Origin of the sequence: Treponema sp. (genome assembly GCF_017430385.1) — a bacterium.
Lineage (GTDB): Bacteria > Spirochaetota > Spirochaetia > Treponematales > Treponemataceae > Treponema_D.
Window position 1 is genome coordinate 14,642 of the sequence record NZ_JAFRNB010000005.1, and the last position, 17,732, is coordinate 32,373.

At 44.7% G+C, this 17,732-nt stretch carries 13 protein-coding genes; 6 read left to right on the top strand and 7 right to left on the bottom strand.

Annotated elements, in window-relative coordinates:
• Nucleotides 1-3: 3 nt before the first annotated feature.
• The 5 genes from IJJ71_RS00275 to IJJ71_RS00295 all read right to left on the bottom strand — a co-directional run bounded on the left by IJJ71_RS00275 (nt 4) and on the right by IJJ71_RS00295 (nt 4,173).
• Nucleotides 4-720: a YfcE family phosphodiesterase gene (locus IJJ71_RS00275; RefSeq protein WP_296844631.1), complete on the bottom strand. Its 717-nt coding sequence runs from the start codon at nt 718-720 to the stop codon at nt 4-6.
• A 9-nt stretch (nt 721-729) separates the two neighbouring features.
• Nucleotides 730-1,539, bottom strand: coding sequence for a hypothetical protein (locus tag IJJ71_RS00280; RefSeq protein ID WP_296844632.1), 810 nt, complete (start codon nt 1,537-1,539; stop codon nt 730-732).
• Between the two features lie 99 nt (nt 1,540-1,638).
• Nucleotides 1,639-2,463 (bottom strand): FecR family protein, encoded by an 825-nt coding sequence (locus IJJ71_RS00285; RefSeq protein WP_296844633.1) that lies wholly within the window; start codon nt 2,461-2,463, stop codon nt 1,639-1,641.
• Between the two features lie 22 nt (nt 2,464-2,485).
• A complete protein-coding gene (locus IJJ71_RS00290; RefSeq protein WP_296844634.1) occupies nt 2,486-3,718 on the bottom strand; it encodes a hypothetical protein in 1,233 nt (410 codons plus the stop codon).
• A complete protein-coding gene (locus tag IJJ71_RS00295) occupies nt 3,718-4,173 on the bottom strand; it encodes a hypothetical protein (protein WP_296687268.1) in 456 nt (151 codons plus the stop codon). Before IJJ71_RS00295 ends, IJJ71_RS00290 begins: the two co-directional genes overlap by 1 nt.
• Nucleotides 4,174-4,268: 95 nt before the next feature.
• Here IJJ71_RS00295 and IJJ71_RS00300 point away from each other — a divergent pair, with 95 nt between their 5' ends.
• The 6 genes from IJJ71_RS00300 to IJJ71_RS00325 all read left to right on the top strand — a co-directional run bounded on the left by IJJ71_RS00300 (nt 4,269) and on the right by IJJ71_RS00325 (nt 13,653).
• A complete protein-coding gene (locus tag IJJ71_RS00300; RefSeq protein ID WP_296844635.1) occupies nt 4,269-7,199 on the top strand; it encodes a CHASE2 domain-containing protein in 2,931 nt (976 codons plus the stop codon).
• A gap of 89 nt (nt 7,200-7,288) precedes the next feature.
• Nucleotides 7,289-8,578, top strand: a complete 1,290-nt coding sequence (locus IJJ71_RS00305) for a TolC family protein (RefSeq protein WP_296844636.1) — start codon at nt 7,289-7,291, stop codon at nt 8,576-8,578.
• Nucleotides 8,575-9,588: an efflux RND transporter periplasmic adaptor subunit gene (locus IJJ71_RS00310; RefSeq protein ID WP_296844637.1), complete on the top strand. Its 1,014-nt coding sequence runs from the start codon at nt 8,575-8,577 to the stop codon at nt 9,586-9,588. Before IJJ71_RS00305 ends, IJJ71_RS00310 begins: the two co-directional genes overlap by 4 nt.
• Before the next feature lie 3 nt (nt 9,589-9,591).
• Entirely contained in the window at nt 9,592-12,690 is a 3,099-nt protein-coding gene (locus IJJ71_RS00315) for an efflux RND transporter permease subunit (protein WP_296844638.1), read from the top strand.
• Between the two features lie 5 nt (nt 12,691-12,695).
• Nucleotides 12,696-12,983 (top strand): PG0541 family transporter-associated protein, encoded by a 288-nt coding sequence (locus IJJ71_RS00320; protein WP_296844639.1) that lies wholly within the window; start codon nt 12,696-12,698, stop codon nt 12,981-12,983.
• A 61-nt stretch (nt 12,984-13,044) separates the two neighbouring features.
• On the top strand, nt 13,045-13,653 hold the full coding sequence (locus IJJ71_RS00325; protein WP_296844640.1) for a pseudouridine synthase: 609 nt from the start codon (nt 13,045-13,047) through the stop codon (nt 13,651-13,653).
• Between the two features lie 400 nt (nt 13,654-14,053).
• On the opposite strand, the gene IJJ71_RS00330 is transcribed toward IJJ71_RS00325, so the two are convergent.
• Both IJJ71_RS00330 and uvrC read right to left on the bottom strand, forming a co-directional pair.
• On the bottom strand, nt 14,054-15,268 hold the full coding sequence (locus IJJ71_RS00330) for a GGDEF domain-containing protein (protein ID WP_296844641.1): 1,215 nt from the start codon (nt 15,266-15,268) through the stop codon (nt 14,054-14,056).
• Between the two features lie 172 nt (nt 15,269-15,440).
• Nucleotides 15,441-17,678 carry an excinuclease ABC subunit UvrC gene (gene uvrC / locus IJJ71_RS00335; RefSeq protein WP_296844642.1) on the bottom strand — a complete coding sequence of 746 codons (2,238 nt, stop codon included), beginning with the start codon at nt 17,676-17,678 and terminating at the stop codon, nt 15,441-15,443.
• Between the last annotated feature and the right edge of the window lie 54 nt (nt 17,679-17,732).

The window sequence follows — 17,732 nt, forward strand, 5'->3', positions numbered from 1 at the left end:
TAATTAAAAGAGTCTGATTTCTCCGCGTGGAGTTGGCATTTTTGCGAAAATTGGCTCACCGTATCTGTCCCAGGTGATTCTGAAATACTGGCAGACAGTTTTTTCTTCTTCGGTATTAATATCAACGATTGCAAATGTATTTGGCATACCGCCACGAGCCTGAGCACAGCTTCCTGGATTTAAAATTCCTAAAAATTCCCTTTTGCCGTCTTTTGTGAAATGGGTTCTCATTGAATTTGGAACATGGGTGTGTCCGTACCAGACGACATTGCAGCCCCGTTCTATCGCTTCGTTGCGCAAATTTTCGGTGCCGTAATAAACTCCGTAGCGATGACCGTGCGTGAGAAAAACTTTTTTGCCGGCAAGCGTGAACTCTTGAAATTCTGGAACTGTGATAGGAATCCTTTTGTCGGTGAAGATTGTTGAAGTTGAATTGTCTCCGTTGCCTTTGACGAAATAAATTACTGGCGGAATTTTTTTGCAGAAATCTGGATCTGCGAAGCCTATCTCAAGATTTTCAACCAAGTCAAAAATGCCGTCACCGCAGAAACACATTACATCGCAAAGAACTCCAAAAGACGAGATGATTGACTGCATGATATGAGGATTGCCATGTGAATCTGAAAGTACGAGAACTTTTACGGATTCTTTTTTTGAGAGCTGTTCTAATGCGGCTTCAGAACCAATCGCGAGATTTGGCTGTTGTACGAATTCAATCATTAAATGTGCTTACTCGAAAATGAAATGATTTATTGACTGCAGGCCAGTTTCTCCATCAATGTAGTGAGTTACTGTGCGATTCTTTTCGAGCAATTTCTGTACGAAAGGCTGGAGTGTTGAATCTGCTTTGAGTGGTTCACGAAGCTCAATCATGGCAGAAATTGCGTTTGTCAGGATTAGCGATGCGTCAAAATCCGGGATAAAATCAGTGACCTCGCCTTCGATTGTGTTTGTTTTGTGAGCATAATCGAGAACGAAATCTGAAGTTGATTCCATGCCAAGAACATCGTCCTGTGAAAAAAGAGTGAAAACAGGATATGGAATTTTGCCGTCTTCAGCTTTGTCTTGAATCTTTGAAAGGGCGATGTGCAATCCTTCTGGTGCACCGAGAATTATCATGCCCGCAAGATTTTTGTCCTCGACTTTGTTTGCGAGTGAGCTGATTCGTTCCTTGCCTGCGACCATAAAATCAGCAGGATAGACAAAAATTGAAATCAGGCCTGGATTTTCTTCGGTTTCGACACCAAAATTCTCATTGAGAGACTGCGTGATTTTTGTGATGTTTGTCTCATCGTTGTAGCCGTAGCCCAATATGATTGCGATATTTTTACCTTCCAGATATGCCTTTGTTTCGGCAGAAACTTTTTTGAGTTTTTCTGGAATGTTCTGTACAGGTTCGGCTATTGGATTTGGCGTGAGCGTTGTCGTTGCAACTGGCTTCTTTTCTTTTTTGCACGAAAAGAGCGAAAGTGCGGAAATTGAGGCTAAAGTCAAAAATGAATTTTTTATAATTCGATTGATGCGACAGTTTTTAATCATAGGTCTATTTTAGCAGATTTTAAGAATTTGCAAAAGCAAAATATGAAAAAAGAATAAAAAAAACGGCCGTCACCGAAAAAGTGACAGCCGGGGTTTTGCTTATTTGTCAGCAACACTTACAGTTACGACAAGAGTGCCTGATGATGACGGATCTTTTGCTCCGTCTGGTGGTGCAACTGGTGCGGCACCGAATGGCATTGGCGGGCGCTCTGCATCGGCAGCTGAGCGTGTTCCAAAACCGATGTTTCTTGCGCCTGCCCGAGCAGACTGAGAAGGCGGTACCATGCCGGCGCCTCTTGATGCAGAAGCTTTTTCGCCTCTGCCAACTACTATTGCGTTTCGAGGCGCGTAATCTGAAATATCTCCTGGTTCATTACCTACGCCGCCTTCTGGAGCCGGGCCTGCAGATGCATTGTCAAGAGCTTCATCGCTTTTTTCTGTGTTCTTCCAGAATGCGACTTTGCCACTTGATGTGGAAACTTTTACAGACTTGTATTTTGTTGCGAATCCGAATTCTGTACCTCGGACAGAAGCTGTTGCGACTGGTGAGCGGACTGTGAATCCTACGCGTCGGTCTGCTGATTTCTGGACATTTGATTTGAGCGAGCCTGTGTCAAGGAAGATTGCCGTTTCATCCTTGCCTTTTGCTCCTGCAAGACCTTCTCGTTCTGCCAGAGTCTGCAAAGTAATTCTTGAAAGAGGAGCGACAGTAACGGTTGATTCCTTGATTTTAAGGATAACTTCTGATTTGAAGCCTGTCTGAATTACGGCACCCTGATTGAGAGTATCGCCTTCTTTGAGTGCAACCCAAGTGTCTCCGCTCTGAACTTCGGCCTTGCCCTTTGCAGAAACAACAGTCGCCTGCATTGCGAATGATGAAAAAGCTAAAGCCGTAAAAACAACTGAAAGAATAAATTTCTTCATATTTTACCCCCTGTCTGTTATGTTAGAAAGCGATTGCCGCTGTAATCTTAAGCTGCGTCTTGTTGCCGCCAATTCCCTTGAACTTATCTGCTTCATTATTATATTCATTTTTGCTGATGAACTGAGTGAAACTTGCTCCGAGAGAAACATCGCTGAGGACCTGGAAATTAAATCCTGCGGAATACTGGAAACCTGCCTGTTCGATTTTGTCCTCTTTGTCTCCACCTGCAGTGTTGAACACAATATCACCGCTTGCATTAAGAAGAAGAGTTGAAACTGGCTTGATTGTGGCAGAAATTCCTCCCTTTGCAATGCTTTTATATTCCGGAGAAGCTAAAGAATCGGCTGCAGTGCTGCTTGTGAAGCCCTGGAAAGACTTGAAGCTGCCCTGCTTGCCGGAAGCGTAAACTCCGTTCAGCGAAATTGACATTGACTTGAAATCTGGATAAGCCGAGAGTGAGGCCGTGGTGAGGTTGCCTTTTTCGGTGTCGCTGTCATCATATTTGAACATGCCGATTGTTGAAGTGACGCTGTAGAACACAGGAGAAACGATTGGACCTGTGAGAGCAACTGTGCCGTACATTCTGCTGTATTTTGTTGATTCAAGCGAGAATGCTCCGAGACCTTCGAGAGAAATTGTCTGACTGGCGAAAATATTCGGGAGAGAGAATGTTGCCGCTCCTACAGCATATTTTTTTGCCATGACATAGAGAGTTTTTTCTTTGTCGTTGAGATCTGTGGTTAGGTCTGAATTGTTAGCTAGAATCGTGACGTTTTTTGCATTGAGAAGGCCTGTGTATGCTCCGTAAAGCGAGAAACTGACTCTGGAGATGTTCGCATCGATTTTTAGTCCGTCACCGTTCTGTGAATAGATAAGGCCCGTTGTGTCAGCATTGAAGAATCGTCCTGCTGAAAGCTGAAGGTCGCCAGAGGAAAGCTCTTTTTTGAGTGAGAGTTTGAAAAGTGTAGCATCAAGCGTGAGTTTGAGCTTTTTGTCAGAATCTTCTTCGCTTGCGATGTATTCGCTTTTAAAAGCTCCTTCTGCTGTGAAGTAGCTTGAGCCGTCAGCAGTGATCGGAAGACGGAGCCAGATGTTTGCGCCGTTTTTCTGATTGAGCTTTAATGCGCCGTCTTTTTCGACATTTGCGAAAGTTGTGTCATTTGTGACAAGTCCGCCTGTTTCAACAGAGAACGCAAGTTGTGCCGCAAAAAGAAGTGAAGTGCAGGCGATTAAATTTTTGAATTTCATTTTCATTATTCGTTCCCTCCTGCAAGCTCAAGGCAGCTGTTGAAAATATCGATTGCTTCCCTGCCAGAAACTTTCATTGAAGGATCGGATTCGGTCGGAAGGATTCCCTGAGCCTTCAGTTCCTTGAAAGCATATCTTTGAGATTTTGTTAATGTGTAAAACAAACCTCCTTTGAGCTGTAATGCCTTCATGTAAATAGAAGAGATTTGAGCAAGAGTGATTTCTGAATCAGCTTGTGAATCAGAAGAAAAATAGCCGTTTGATTTGAGGGCTTCAAATGCAGCACTGTCTTGTGAATCATTTTCTGTGATTAAATTTGCGTAAAGAGCAGGAAGATAAGAAGCTTGTTCACAGGTGATTTTTTCTGATTTGATGATGGCTGTCATTTTGTCCGAACTTTGGGCGAAAGCTGACATGCTGACAAAAAGACTCGCCAAAAAACATAAAATGAGTTTTTTCATTTTCAACTCCTTTTTAAAATAAAAAATTCTGCTTTTTTGCAAAATTTCTTAAGAAAATTTACAGTTATATTATAAACTGTGTTATAATGTTTGTCATGGGAAATAAGCAAAAAAAAGGAAAAAATCAAAAAAAATCTCTTCCACGAAGAATTGTCGCCCTTATCATTGTTTTGAGTGCCGTTTTATTTTGGACTCTGTTTTGTGCCATTGGTGCATTGCAGAATTTTGACTACCGCGTCTACGATTTGATGCTGGGCTTTGTCAAAAATCCTGACACTCGAAAGGAAATTCTTCTTGTTGAGGCGGACAACATTTCAACAAGCAATGATTCTTTTCAGGAAATGAAAACTTGGCCTTGGCCTCGTAATATTTTTGCCAATGCGCTGCTTCGAATGAAAGAATTCGGTGCTGGCTCGGCCGTATTCGATATTGAGTATCTTTCGCCATCAAATCTTGCCGTCAATGAAGATGCAATCATCGATGCGGCTGCAAATTTTGACGGAAGCCGCCCGAATTTTGAAAGCTTCATCAAGGATAACGATGATTATTTTTCCCGCGCAATCCAGTTCTTCGGGAACACCTGGCTCACCATCAACACGCTGGACATCGACATGAAGTATTCTGATGAGGAAATCGAGTATGTCAAAAAACGCTTCCTTTATAATGCCGAAGATAAAAATGATTTGATTCTTAAAGATTTCAGACAGTCCAGGCTCGACAGCATAAAAACTTCCTTCATTGATAATTTTACAGAGGACAAACCAGACTGGGACAATCCCGACTTCCTCAAAAAATATATAATTGGTTTCTCGCCGGCAATGCACCAGTTTATAAGTCACGCAAACGGAGCCGGATTTACGAATGTCATCATCGATATGGACGGAACTCGCCGCAGAATTGAGCTTCTTAACAAAAAAGATGATGTTTATTCGGGGCAGCTTTCTTTTGCGCCGATTGTCCGAACCTTGAATCCAGAAAAAATCATCCGTGAAAAAAGGTCTTTGCGGCTTGAAAAATGCAGCGGGCTTAACGGAAAAACTATAAAAATTCCTTTGGACTCAAAAGGAAAAATGCTGATTAACTGGCTCCACTCGCTGTTCGTAGATTCTTTTAGGCATGAGAGCATGTTCTTCCTTGCACAGCTTGATGAGCTTGAAAAAAACATAGTCCTTGAGCTTAAATCTTTGAGCGGATTTTTAACATCTCTTGATTCTGCGCAAATTCCGGGGCTTAAACTTGATCCGCTTCAATCTGCCGCCGCTGTCAAACAACTCGTTGCGGATTACAAGGACATTACTGATTTTAAGGAATATCTTCTTTCTAAATGCGAGGGCTATGATATAGAAGGAAATGCAATCGGTGGTGGAATTGACGATTCCGAGTACGAGCAGTATTTCCAAGCACGAAAAGATTTCTTTGATTCTGTGACTGCATTCTGCAAGGGCAATTCAATGGATGAAATCGCAGACCGGCTTCTTGCTTTGAGCGAATACATTCCGGCTGATGAATATCAGGTGATTCAGACGGAGCTTGCGGAGCTTTTTGACACTCTTGAAAGCGAAAATTCTCTATATAACTCGATTTTTGCTGATAAAAAGGCGGTTTATGAGAATTCATTCTGTATTCTTGGACATACGGCAAGTTCTACAACTGATTTAGGTACGACTCCGTTTGAGCGGGCTTACATGAATGTCGGAACTCATGCGAATGTTTACAACACGATTATGAATCAGGATTTCATTTATCCGGTTGACTGGGGCTGGGGAGTTGTGATTGCGGCAATTTTTGCCATCGTGCTGATTGTTTTGCCTGCCGAAAAGAGGGATTTGATTCAGAACACAACCGGCGTTCTTCTTGTTTTGCTTTCGGTTTTCGTGCCGTTCCTGCTTATCAGACTTTTCAATGTTTATATTCCTGCGTTCACGCCATTCTTGATTGCTTTCACATCTTATCTTGCGATGACGATTTACAGGTTTGCGACAAGTGAAAGTGACAAAAAATTCATCAAATCGGCTTTCAGTCAGTGTCTTGCACCGGCCGTCGTAGATGAAATCATAAAAAATCCGTCCTCATTCAAACTTGGCGGCCAGACAATCGAGATGACGGCAATCTTCACGGATATTCAGAAATTCTCAGGCTTTTCAGAATTGTTGAGTGCGGCTCAGCTGGTTGCCCTCTTGAATTTCTATCTTTCACAAATGTCTGACATCATTATGGATAATCGTGGAACCGTTGATAAATACGAAGGTGATGCAATTGTCGCATTCGTTGGCGCACCGTTAAAGACGACTGAACATGCGGCTCTTGCATGTCGTTCTGCAATCAAAATGAAGAAAACAGAGCGCGAAATGAACGCTTACATCGAGGATGTCGTTACGAAGCCAAAGCCAGAAGATATGGAGCAGGATTTGTACGATGCGTTCTGCATTATGGTCAAAAACAAAAAGACAATCTTCACGCGAATCGGTTTGAATTCCGGGGAAATTGTCGCGGGTTACATGGGCTCAACCAACAAAAAGAATTACACAATCATGGGCAACAATGTAAACTTGGCCAGCCGTCTTGAGGGCGTAAACAAGCAGTACAGGACGGGCGGAATCTTGATGAGCGAGGCGACCAGAAAGGGGCTTGATGAAAGCTTTATCGTGCGAAGCCTCGACCGTGTTCAGGTTGTCAATGTCGTGACACCAATCCGGCTTTATGAGCTTCTTGATTTGCGTGAAACTGCGGATGAAAATCTTTTGGATTATGTTGCCTCTTGGGAAGATGCGATGAAGGTTTTTGAAAGCGGGGATTATGCAAAAGCCCTTGAAATGCTCAAAAAACTCAGTGAACTTCGCCCGGAGGACAATACGGCAAAATATTACATCGAGTTGATTGAGAAATTCTTCATAAAAGGCTCTTATCCAACCGAGAACGATGATTTTGGTGTCGCATACAACGCTGAAAATCCTGAGAACATGAAGGCTGAATGGATTGGAACGGCCTATGAAATCAAGGGAACATTCAAGTTGCTGCAGAAGTAGGGTATTTCCTCTAAGATAAAATTTTGTTTTATCTTTCTATATAACACTTTGTTTTTGAAACTAAAATTAATCACCGATATTATTAAGGTATGAAACGAAAGGTAATAATATCGGTGGTTTTTGCTTTTATCGCCTGTTCTTTGAACGCACTTTCTGTTGATGAGGCGGTTGAAATGGCAAAAAAGAATAATGTTTCGGTTGCGCGCGGGAAAATCACTCTTGATGCGGTGGCCAGGGCAAAGGCTCATTCATGGAACAGCGTGAGTCCTTCTGCCAGCGTTTCGGCTTCTTCCTCAATTCCTGTGGATTCATTGAGTGATACTGAATCAAAATATACGGCCAGCTACGGTGTTTCGGCTAGTGTTTCTGTTTCTTTGAGCGGAAATCTTTTTACTTCAATGAATGCGGCTAAAATTGCTTATGAATCTGGAAAATTGACTTTTGATGATGCCGTGAAATCCGTGGAACTCAGCGTGCGCGAGGCTTTTTACGGACTTTTGTACGAAAAGGAAAATATTGTCCTGCAAGAAAAAAATCTTGAGATTGCGAAGACTCAGTACAACAACAACCTTGCGAAATACAATCAGGGGCGGCTGAGCGAAATCGATGTGCTTTCTGCGGAAGTCAATTACAAGAGCAAGATTCCGACCGTTGAGAGTGCGCGGACGACTTTCTTGAACGATTTGGCTAGTTTCAAGCAGACTTTGGGGCTTTCCCTTGATGAGGAAGTTGAGCTTGACGGCTCTCTTGATGATTTGATAAATCTGAACGAAATCACTGTTGACGAAAAAAATGTGCAGTCTTCTTCTATTAAACAACTCGAATATAAGATTGCCAGTGCAAAAAATTCCGTGATGGACAAGAGATTTTCAGCTTTTTCTCCGAGCTTGAAGGCTTCTCTTGATTGGAGCGACAGGAGCTGGTATGTCGGATATGACGGAACGGCCCCGGACGCGCAAAAATCGGCTTCAATATCACTTTCTGCTACGATTCCTCTGGACGGCGTGCTTCCGTGGTCTGCCCGAAACGATGCGATTGATACGGCTAAGGACACTTTGAAAGATTTGGAGCTTCAGCTTGAAAATGAAAAGAAAAATCTTACCCGAACTGTTATGTCGAGCCTCAGGTCAATCAAGCAAAGTCAAGAATCAATAAAATACAAACAGGCGAATGTTAAGCTTGCTCAAAAAACTTACGACATGACGGCTGAGGCTTACAATCGCGGTGCAAAAGATTTGCTCACTTTGCAGAACGCAAATACATCGCTTTTGAATGCACAAGTTTCATTGAAAAGCGAAACGCTTACGCTGATTAAGGCGATTTTGAATCTTGAAAACACAATTGGAATTCCATTCGGAACTTTGGGGGTGAATAAATGAGACGGTCTCACATTGTAATGATTTGTGCAGCGTTGGCTGTGGCTGGAACTTTGGCTTATGTTGGAACTCGAAAAAAGGCAGGCGGCGCACCGATGGGAAAAGGTCGTGGCCGGGGCGGAAACACTGTATTTTCCGTTAGGACTCAGATAGCACAAAAAGAAACTCTCCACGGCTATGTGATTGCGAATGGCGAGATTGAAAGCCAAAATTCGGTGAATGTTTTCCCGGATGTGTCGGGCAAAATCATGGAAACAAATGTCATGCTTGGTTCCAGCGTGCGGCGCGGTGACATCATTGCTTATGTTGACCCGAATGCTCCAGGCCAGTATTACAAAAAAAGCCCGGTTTACGCTCCTATTAATGGAAGCATTATTTCGACGCCACTTAAAAACGGAACTACAGTTTCAACGAACACAGTAATTGCGATTGTGGGGGATATTTCAAATTTGCAGGTCAGCGCGGATATTCCTGAGCGTTATGTCGCAGTTTTGAGGCAGGGGCTTAAGGCCGAAGTCAGCGTTGAGGCTTATCCAGATGTGGTTTTCAATGCGACTGTTACGCGGGTAAGCCCGGTTGTTGATACTGCGAGCCGAACAAAGGAAGTGATTTTGCATTTCGATGAGAAAGATTCGCGGGTTAATGCGGGAATGTTCGGCAAAGTCAAATTGTACACGAAAGATTATTCCGGCGAAGTCACGATGCCTGCCGATGCGCTCGTTTCGCTGAACGATGAACTTTATGCCTACATCGTGAAGGAAGATGAGACTGTTGAGCGACGAAAAGTAAAGACTGGTGAGACGGTTGACGGCGTGGTTCAGATTCTTGAGGGTGTGAACGAAGGCGAAAAAGTCGTAATTCAAGGCCAGACTTCCCTTAACAGCGGCTCGAAGGTGCGCGACATCACAAACGGAGTTCAGAAAGCGGAAAGTGGAAAGGTGAAAACGGAAAGCGAAAAGCCTGAAGGAGAGAAATCTGGCGAACGGGGCGGAAAACGCCCGAACAAGGAATAATTTATGAGTATAACCAAAAAAACACTGGAACATCCTGTTTTAACTTTGATTGTTTTCGTTCTGCTTGGCGTAATGGGCTTGTTCACTTTGAAAAATGTCTCAATCAGTTTGTTTCCTGATGTTGACAGCCCTTATCTTATGATTCGCACTAGCTACACGAACGCTGGCCCGGAATCTGTTGAAAAGACCGTCACAAAGGTGCTTGAGGCGCAGTTGATTTCCGTGAGCGGCCTGAAAAATCTGACATCAACTTCCCGCGAAGGTTCTTCTCAGATTTCACTTGAATTCAATTACGGAACTGATTTGGACATCGCGACAAACAATGTGCGTGACAAAATCGACAAAGTGTTAAAACGGCTCCCTGATGATGCGGACAGCCCGACAATCATGAAAATGGATTCGGACTCAATGCCAATCTTGCGAATTGCCGTGCGAGGAAACCGAAGCCGTGACGAGCTGAAAGTTCTTGCCGAGGACACGATTGTAAGTCTTCTGGAGCAGACTGACGGTGTTGCAGAGGCGACAGTTTCCGGCGGCCGAACAAAAATCGTGCGCGTGGACATTTCCCAGAACAGGCTTGCGGCTTACGGCCTTACAATTTCTGCGGTCAACTCGGCTCTTTCAAAGCAGAATCTGGAACTTGGTGGCGGAAAAATCACTGAGGGCAAAACTGATTATTCAATCCGAACAATCGGAGAATTCTCCAGCATCGATGAGATTAATGACACGATTATCACCAAAAAAGGCGATTATGTCGTGCGGCTGAGCGACATCGGTACGGCTTACATGGGCTACAAGGACAAGACCAATGAAGTTTACATCAACGGTGAGCCTGGAATTTATGTGAGCGTATCAAAGCAGTCGGGCAAGAATAGCGTTACCGTTGCGAACAAAGTCTATGAAAAACTCGATGAAATTCAGGAACTTTTACCGACTGATGTTTCGATGGAAATTATTTCGGACACTACGGACTCAATCCGCGACACTATCAACACGCTTCTTGAAAGCTGCTATCAGGGTCTTCTTCTTGCGATTCTGGTTCTGTTTCTTTTTCTGAAGAATTTCAAATCTACGATAATAATTGCGGTCTCGATTCCGCTTTCACTTGTCATCACAATGCTCGCGATGCAGTTTGCCGGAATCACGCTCAACATGATGACTTTGACTGGCCTGATTCTGGGTGTCGGTATGATAGTCGATGCCTCAATCGTCATGATTGAGAACATTTATGTTTACCGAAGCCGTGGTGCCAAACCAAAAGTTGCGGCCGTTCTTGGTTCGAGCGAGATGGTCATGTCTGTTCTTTCGGGCAACCTTACTACGATTTGTGTTTTCGTGCCTTTCCTTTTCTTTATGAAAGATTTGGGAATGATGGGGCAGATGTTCAAGGGAATCATTTTTACGGTTGTAATCGCGCTTGTTTCTTCTTTGTTCGTGGCGATTTTCCTTGTGCCTGTTCTCGCAGGAAAATTTTTGCCGCTCTCAAACCGCAAGGAAAAGCCGGTGAGTTTCAAGCCGCTTAAAAAATTCTATGAATTGCTCGATATTCCGCTGATTAAGATTACAGCTTTGTATCGCCGGGCTTTGAAGAGCGCGCTTGGTCACAGAAAGGCAACGGTCATGATTTGTTTTTCTGCATTGATTATTTCCCTTGCGCTTGCAACGACTTTGAACATCAACATGATGTCGAACGGCAAGGATGACAGCGTAACTTTGAATGTGACTTTGCCGATTGGAACAAACTTGAACGAAACTATGACCGTGATGAGTCAGTTTGAGCAGATTGTCCGTGACGAAATCAAAGGATACAAAACTCTGACTTCTACGAGCGGTTCTTCAAGCTCGTCTTATCGCGGAACTTTGGAAATCAAACTCCCTAATTCGGACGAACAGATTGATGACGCGCAGACGATTCAGAACAAGCTCCGTGCTCATTTCAACGATTTTGCGGGCGCGAAATTCGGATTCCGGGCTGGTATGCGTGGCCAGATGACAGGAAGTGACATCAAAATCAAAATCCGATGCGATGATTTGGAAAAAGCACTTGATGTCGCAGACCAGATTTCCGCTGTAATGAAAACTATTTCTGATTTGGGCGAATCTTCCGTTGATATTGAAAAAGGCGTGCCAGAGGTAGAGATTGAGATTGACCGACAGCGAGCTTATGCTTTTGGCGTTGATGTAACAACTGTTGCGCGGGAAATTAACTATGCGATGAACGGCGTTACTTCAACGACTTATCGTGAGGGCGGCAAAGATTACTCAACCGTGCTCATGTATCAGAAATCCGACCGAAAGCAGGTAATTGACCTGGAGCAGATTTTTGTGAACGGAACGAACGGCAAGGTCAGCGTGGCAAATTTTGCGAAAGTCAAAAAAGGACTTGGCCCTGTAAGCATCAAGCGTGAAAATCAGTCCAGAGTCGTGACATTGACATGCGACATCATCACCGAACGCAATGCTTATGAGGTTGAGCAGGACATCAAAGACGGAATTGCAGCGACTTTCATTGTGCCGGATGATGTGACTTTGGTTTACGATGGCGCATGGCAGAACATGCAGTCTCAGGGCAAAACTTACGGCTTAATCATTTTGATGGCGATTTTGCTCGTATTCGGCGTAATGGCGGGAACTTACGAAAGTTTCAAGGCTCCGTTCATCAACCTGATGACAATTCCGTTCCTGATTATTGGCGTAGTTGCAATCTACAAGATTTTGGGGCAGGCAATTTCGATGGTCAGTGCAGTCGGTCTCATCATGCTTGTCGGAATCGTCGTAAACAACGGAATTATTCTGGTCGATTACACGAACTTGCTGATTGATCGTGGCCTTAAAATGAAAGAAGCCTGTCTTGAAGCCGGTGCAAGCCGTTTGCGCCCGGTTTTGATGACGACTTTGACCACCGTTTTGGGAATGTTGCCGATGTGCTTTGCCACCAGCGGAAGTGCCGGCATGGTTCAGCCAATCGGTGTTGCGGTTGTTGGCGGTCTGCTTTCATCAACCTTCGTAACGCTTTTCTTCATCCCGGTTTTGTACTCTCTCGTGATGAAGGAAAAGAAAATCGAAAAATCGAAAATCCAAGTGCTTCTGTGTGAGGAATAGAAATTATGACCAGATGTGAAATAATCGCGAATCAGTCCGTGCAGGACGAAATCATTTCGCTCATGGAAGAGCATATTCCGGGCGTTTTATACACGATAATTCCTACCGTCGTTGGCCGGGGCAAAAATTCCTACAAAATGGGAAGCGCAACCTGGCCGGAGACAAATTTCATCCTTGTGAGCTATGTCGAGGATGAAAATGTCGCCACGATGAAAGCCATAATCAAGGCAGTTAAGGAAAAATTTGAGGGCGAAGGAATTAAATTGTTCTTGGTGAAAGCTGAGGAAAGTTAGCAGTTACCGGTGAGATTTAATGCGTCACAAAAAGCAGCCACTCCAATTTTATTATTTCCTCATGAACAAAGCCGCGGGTGAAGTCTGCTCCACTGTGAGTGACTCGCACCGCACGGTTTACGAGCATTTTCCTGCCGATGTTCTTGAATCGAACGGCGCGAAACTCCACAGCATCGGCCGGCTTGACTGTGACACGGAAGGTCTTTTGCTTTTTACGAACGACGGAAAACTTTCGGACTTTTTGACCCGCCCGGAAAACAAAATCGAAAAAACATATTTCGTGCGCTTAAAAAATTTGGTCACAGAAATTCAACAAAAAGAATACGCCGAACAGGCAGAACTTGGCGTGACTCTTCCGCCAGAAAAAAAATTCCCCGAGCAAAAATCAAACGGAGCAAAAATCCGCTGGCTCTCCGCAGACGAATGTGAAATCACCCTGACCGAAGGCAAATTCCACGAAGTAAAAAGAATCTTCCGCGCCCTGAAAAATGAAGTGATTTACTTAAAGCGAGTGAAATTTGCAGGCCTTGAGCTTGAAGAAAGCCTGAATCCCGGCCAATTCCGCCCACTCTATGAAAGTGAAGTCAGTAGATTGAAAAGAAAAACGAAAATAGATAAAAAGCCCGACATATCTAAAAAGTGTATGCGGAAGGAAAGCAGAACGGTTTGAGACACTTGCAAGGTTAATGGAGAGAAATATATATGCTCAGCTGCAAACTTAAGCTATGAAAACTGTCCTTGCAGCCGGTACTTTCCGCGCCCCTTTATGAAAGTGAAGTTAGAACTTTGAAAAACAAAGCGAAAATTTTATAAAAAGCCGAAAAAATCAAAAACAAGCGTAGGGGCGAGCACTTTGATTGTCGTGCTCGTTTGGATTATGGCATGAATCCACTTTGCGCGTGCGAGCGAAGCGAGTCAGATACCTTGTGCGCGCAACCTAGTGAGCGTCAAGAAAACTTGCGAGGCAAGTTTTTAGCGAATCTCCGTAGCAGCTGTGCTGCGAAGGTGGATTCTAATGCCACGTTCCCACCGGGAGCTTGTTTTTATATTATCCAGTAATTCTTAAAAAATCACTCTTCTTTCTTATTTTCAAGTTCTGACTCACGATGCGCGATTTCTTTCATCTCGTACATGAGCTTGTCCGCGTGGGTGAGGAATGTGCGGAAATCCTTGAATTCCTTTTTGTAGTAAGTGTAGCCAATGCTGATTGAGATTTTGTACGGTGCTTTAAGCTCTTCGTTCTTTTTTTGAATCAGCTCGTTGAGCTTTTCGTTGAGGAGAGTTGCTTCTTCGGGCGTAAAAACGACACCGATTACGAATTCGTCGCCACCAAAACGGCTCATAATGCACTTGCGGTAAATGTGAGAGCAGGCTTCTTTGAGCACTTCGGCCGTGGCAATCAAAGCCTTGTCGCCCTCGGCGTGACCGTAAGTGTCGTTAATCAGCTTGAATTTGTTTAAATCCATCATGAAAAGATAGAGGCATTCGAGCGTTGAATGCGGCTCTTCGTTTATGCGGCGGATTTGCTCCTGAAAAAATCTTTCGCCCTGCCTGCGGTTGTTGATTCCTGTGAGCGCGTCGATTGAAATTAAATCCCGCATCTGGAAAATGTAGATAATCAGCGTTGCGATTGTGAATCCGATTGCGAAACTTGGAAGAGTCCCGTATTTGTAGTGCAAAAGCGCGCCGATTACGACCGGAATTGAGTAAATCGTGACGAAACTGTACTGTTCCTTTGCGAAATCATTTTGCGTGCGGTAATAAAAAACAATCGAAATTATTGAAAAAACGATGATGTATCCGAAAAGAAGCATAATCGTGAGCGCATAAAGCGGCCCCTTAATCATCATGCCGATGTCGGTGATTGAAAACACAAGATGAGTCAGCGGCGTAGTCACGATTGCAAGGATAATCAGTGCGAACGGAATGAAAATCAGCTTCATTTGCTTGGGCTGATGAGCCGTTACCGAATCCCAGATTGAGAAAAAAAAGCGGCAGATTGTGTAAGTGCAGACCGTCATGACGGAATATGCGATGATGTTCGTGAGGTAGCGGGTTGCAACCGTGCATGGAATCAAAACATTGCTGTAAGCCAAAACCCAAATGCTGTCAGCGACGCAGTACAAGATGATTGCGAAAAGAAGATTTACAAGATGAAGCCTTTTGTTTGTGTGCTCAACATCGCTGAGAGTCGTGTACAATAAAATGCCGATTATCGATGCGCAGAACAAGTCGAAGAAAACATAAAAAACGGCGACGGCTTCGCGTGCATTCTGGAAAAACATAAACTAAATTCCGTTCTATCAGTATACCACGCTTTCTGACAAAAGGACAACGAATTTTTCATTTTCCGATGATTTTTAGGGCGCAATTTTCTTGCTCCGCTGTTCCGTGGTTCGCTCACGCTCATTGCTACGCAACGGCTCCGCCGCCACTCCATAGCGGGCGCTGCATTTTCTATTCCAAAGCCGCATCTGCCAGAGTTGAGGCATAAGATTCATCTCTTTCATCGCTGCTTGTGCCAAGCTGAGCGGCGAACATTGTTTTTTTTGCGTTTTTGGTCTCGTTGCGTTTTTCAAGCTCGGCTCGTGCCGCAAGCAGGATTTCGCTTGCTTCCGGGGCACGGATATGCAAAACCTGAGCAATCTGAGCTTCTTCGGCGGCCGCCAGATTTTCGAGCGTGGTGAAGGTTTTGATAAGAACCTTCTCGCGCTTTTCGCCGACATGAGGCAGACTTGCGAAAACCGAGACCGTGTTTTCTTTTGTGCGGAGGTTCTGGTTGCGGCTTGTGGCGAATCGGTGGGTTTCGTCTCGCACACGCTGCAAAAGTCTGAGTGCATCGCTTCGGCGGGGCAGGCAAATCGGATGGCTTGCATGTGGCCGCCAGATTTCTTCGTCTCGCTTGGCCAGTCCCGCAATCGGAATGTCTAAGCCCAGCATATTAAGGATTCCGTCAACAGCATTGACCTGACCGATACCGCCATCGATGAGAATGAGGTCGGGCAGCTCGGCATTTTCATTTGAGAGCCGGGAATATCTTCGTGTGGCGGCCTCGCGCATTGAGGCAAAGTCATCGATTACGCCGTTAGTGGTTTTGAGCCGGAAATAACGGTAATTCTTTTTGTCAGGATTTCCCTTCCAGAACGAAATAAGCGAAGCCACCGGAAATTTTCCGCCGATATGAGCAATATCAAAACCTTCGATTCGTTCAGGAAGGCGAGGCAAATGAAGCAAATCCTTAAGCTCGTTCAAGGCTGGCATGTCGCCCCGTTCACGCACCCGCCGGATAATGTCTTCTTTCGCATTCTCGCGTGCCATGTTCAGCGCCGCAATATCACGAGAGGAGTTAGGAGTGAGGAGTGAGGAGTGAGGAGTCGGAAGTGAGGCGTTATGGTTTGCTTCGTCACTTCGTTCCTCGCAATGACTAGTGCTGGAACTTCCGCTACCTGCTTCGCTTTCATGCGGTAGGTAGGGAGCGACCCCGCTGTGCGGGGGCAAAACCTGTGAGACAGGTTTTGAGCGAGTCTCGGAAAAATCTAGGATTTTTCCGTGGTACCCGCTACCTGCTTCGCTTTCATGCGGTAGGGTATGTAGCCCCGAAGTAGCCGTAAGGCTATGAGCGTTAGCGAAGGGCGGAACACCCGACGGTGAAGCCGGACCGCCCTTATCAACTCCTAACTCCTCACTCCTACTTTCTAACTGATTAAGCCATTCTTCCAGAAACTCGGTTTTGTCTTCTTCGGAAATAAAAATCTTTGGCGGCAGGGAATCTTTGTCCGTGTAGTAGGCTCTTGCGAACTCTTCCAGAAGCTCGTCGTCTTCGTTGAGGCTTTCGACCCGGTAATTGTCACGGCCCAAAAGTTTTCCGTCGCGGATTTTGAGAACTGTAAAGCTTACAAGTTCACCTTCCCGCCAGTGGGCAATGTAATCCCTGTCCTCGGCAGCAAAATCTTCGACAATGTTCTGGTTCTGCATGATTGTTAGCGCGCGAAGACCGTCACGCAGGCGTGCTGCTTTCTCAAAATTGAGTGCGGCGGCGGCTTCCTTCATCTGGGCGGTGATTTTTTCCTGTGTTTCTGTTCCTTTTCCTTCAAGTAGGGAGCGAATTTCATCGATATATAGATTATAGGTCTCTTTATCGATTTTATTGCAGCACGGAGCTTTACAACGCCCGATGTGATAATACATGCAAGGGGCTTCACGCTTTTTGAAAGTTCGGCAATGTCTTACCGGGTAAACCTTGTAGAGACTGTCGATGAAAGTGTCGAGGGCACCTGAATCAGGATAGGGGCCAAAATATGTGGCACCGTCATTGCGGTGAACCTGACGGGTCTTGTAAAAGCGGGGAAATTCCTCGTTCGTGATTTTGAGAACGGGGTAAGATTTTCCGTCTTTGAGCTGAATGTTGTAGCGGGGCGAATATTTCTTGATTAAGTTGTTTTCAAGAAGAAAGGCCTCGTACTCATTGCTTGTCGTGATGTACTCGATTGATGCCGCATTGGAGACGAGCAGTTGCGTTTTAAGCATCTGCCCGCTTGAAAAATAAGAGGAGAGCCTGTTTTTCAGGTTCTTTGCTTTGCCAACATAAATGACGGTTTCCTCGTGATTCCGCCAAAGATATACACCGCTTGAGGAGGGCGCTTTTAACGCAGTTTCGTGAAGTTTCTCGTATTCTGGGTTATTAGTCGTAAGCATAATGAAAGTTGTATCTAGTTTAATGAATTTTTCAAAAAGTGTCAGTGAAAGGCT

Bases quoted from the DNA above. Each gene is read 5' to 3' on its own strand.
- IJJ71_RS00275 (WP_296844631.1), bottom strand. From the start codon at position 720: ATGATTGAATTCGTACAACAGCCAAATCTCGCGATTGGTTCTGAAGCC.
- IJJ71_RS00280 (WP_296844632.1), bottom strand. From the start codon at position 1,539: ATGATTAAAAACTGTCGCATCAATCGAATTATAAAAAATTCATTTTTG.
- IJJ71_RS00285 (WP_296844633.1), bottom strand. From the start codon at position 2,463: ATGAAGAAATTTATTCTTTCAGTTGTTTTTACGGCTTTAGCTTTTTCA.
- IJJ71_RS00290 (WP_296844634.1), bottom strand. From the start codon at position 3,718: ATGAAAATGAAATTCAAAAATTTAATCGCCTGCACTTCACTTCTTTTT.
- IJJ71_RS00295 (WP_296687268.1), bottom strand. From the start codon at position 4,173: ATGAAAAAACTCATTTTATGTTTTTTGGCGAGTCTTTTTGTCAGCATG.
- IJJ71_RS00300 (WP_296844635.1), top strand. From the start codon at position 4,269: ATGGGAAATAAGCAAAAAAAAGGAAAAAATCAAAAAAAATCTCTTCCA.
- IJJ71_RS00305 (WP_296844636.1), top strand. From the start codon at position 7,289: ATGAAACGAAAGGTAATAATATCGGTGGTTTTTGCTTTTATCGCCTGT.
- IJJ71_RS00310 (WP_296844637.1), top strand. From the start codon at position 8,575: ATGAGACGGTCTCACATTGTAATGATTTGTGCAGCGTTGGCTGTGGCT.
- IJJ71_RS00315 (WP_296844638.1), top strand. From the start codon at position 9,592: ATGAGTATAACCAAAAAAACACTGGAACATCCTGTTTTAACTTTGATT.
- IJJ71_RS00320 (WP_296844639.1), top strand. From the start codon at position 12,696: ATGACCAGATGTGAAATAATCGCGAATCAGTCCGTGCAGGACGAAATC.
- IJJ71_RS00325 (WP_296844640.1), top strand. From the start codon at position 13,045: ATGAACAAAGCCGCGGGTGAAGTCTGCTCCACTGTGAGTGACTCGCAC.
- IJJ71_RS00330 (WP_296844641.1), bottom strand. From the start codon at position 15,268: ATGTTTTTCCAGAATGCACGCGAAGCCGTCGCCGTTTTTTATGTTTTC.
- uvrC (WP_296844642.1), bottom strand. From the start codon at position 17,678: ATGCTTACGACTAATAACCCAGAATACGAGAAACTTCACGAAACTGCG.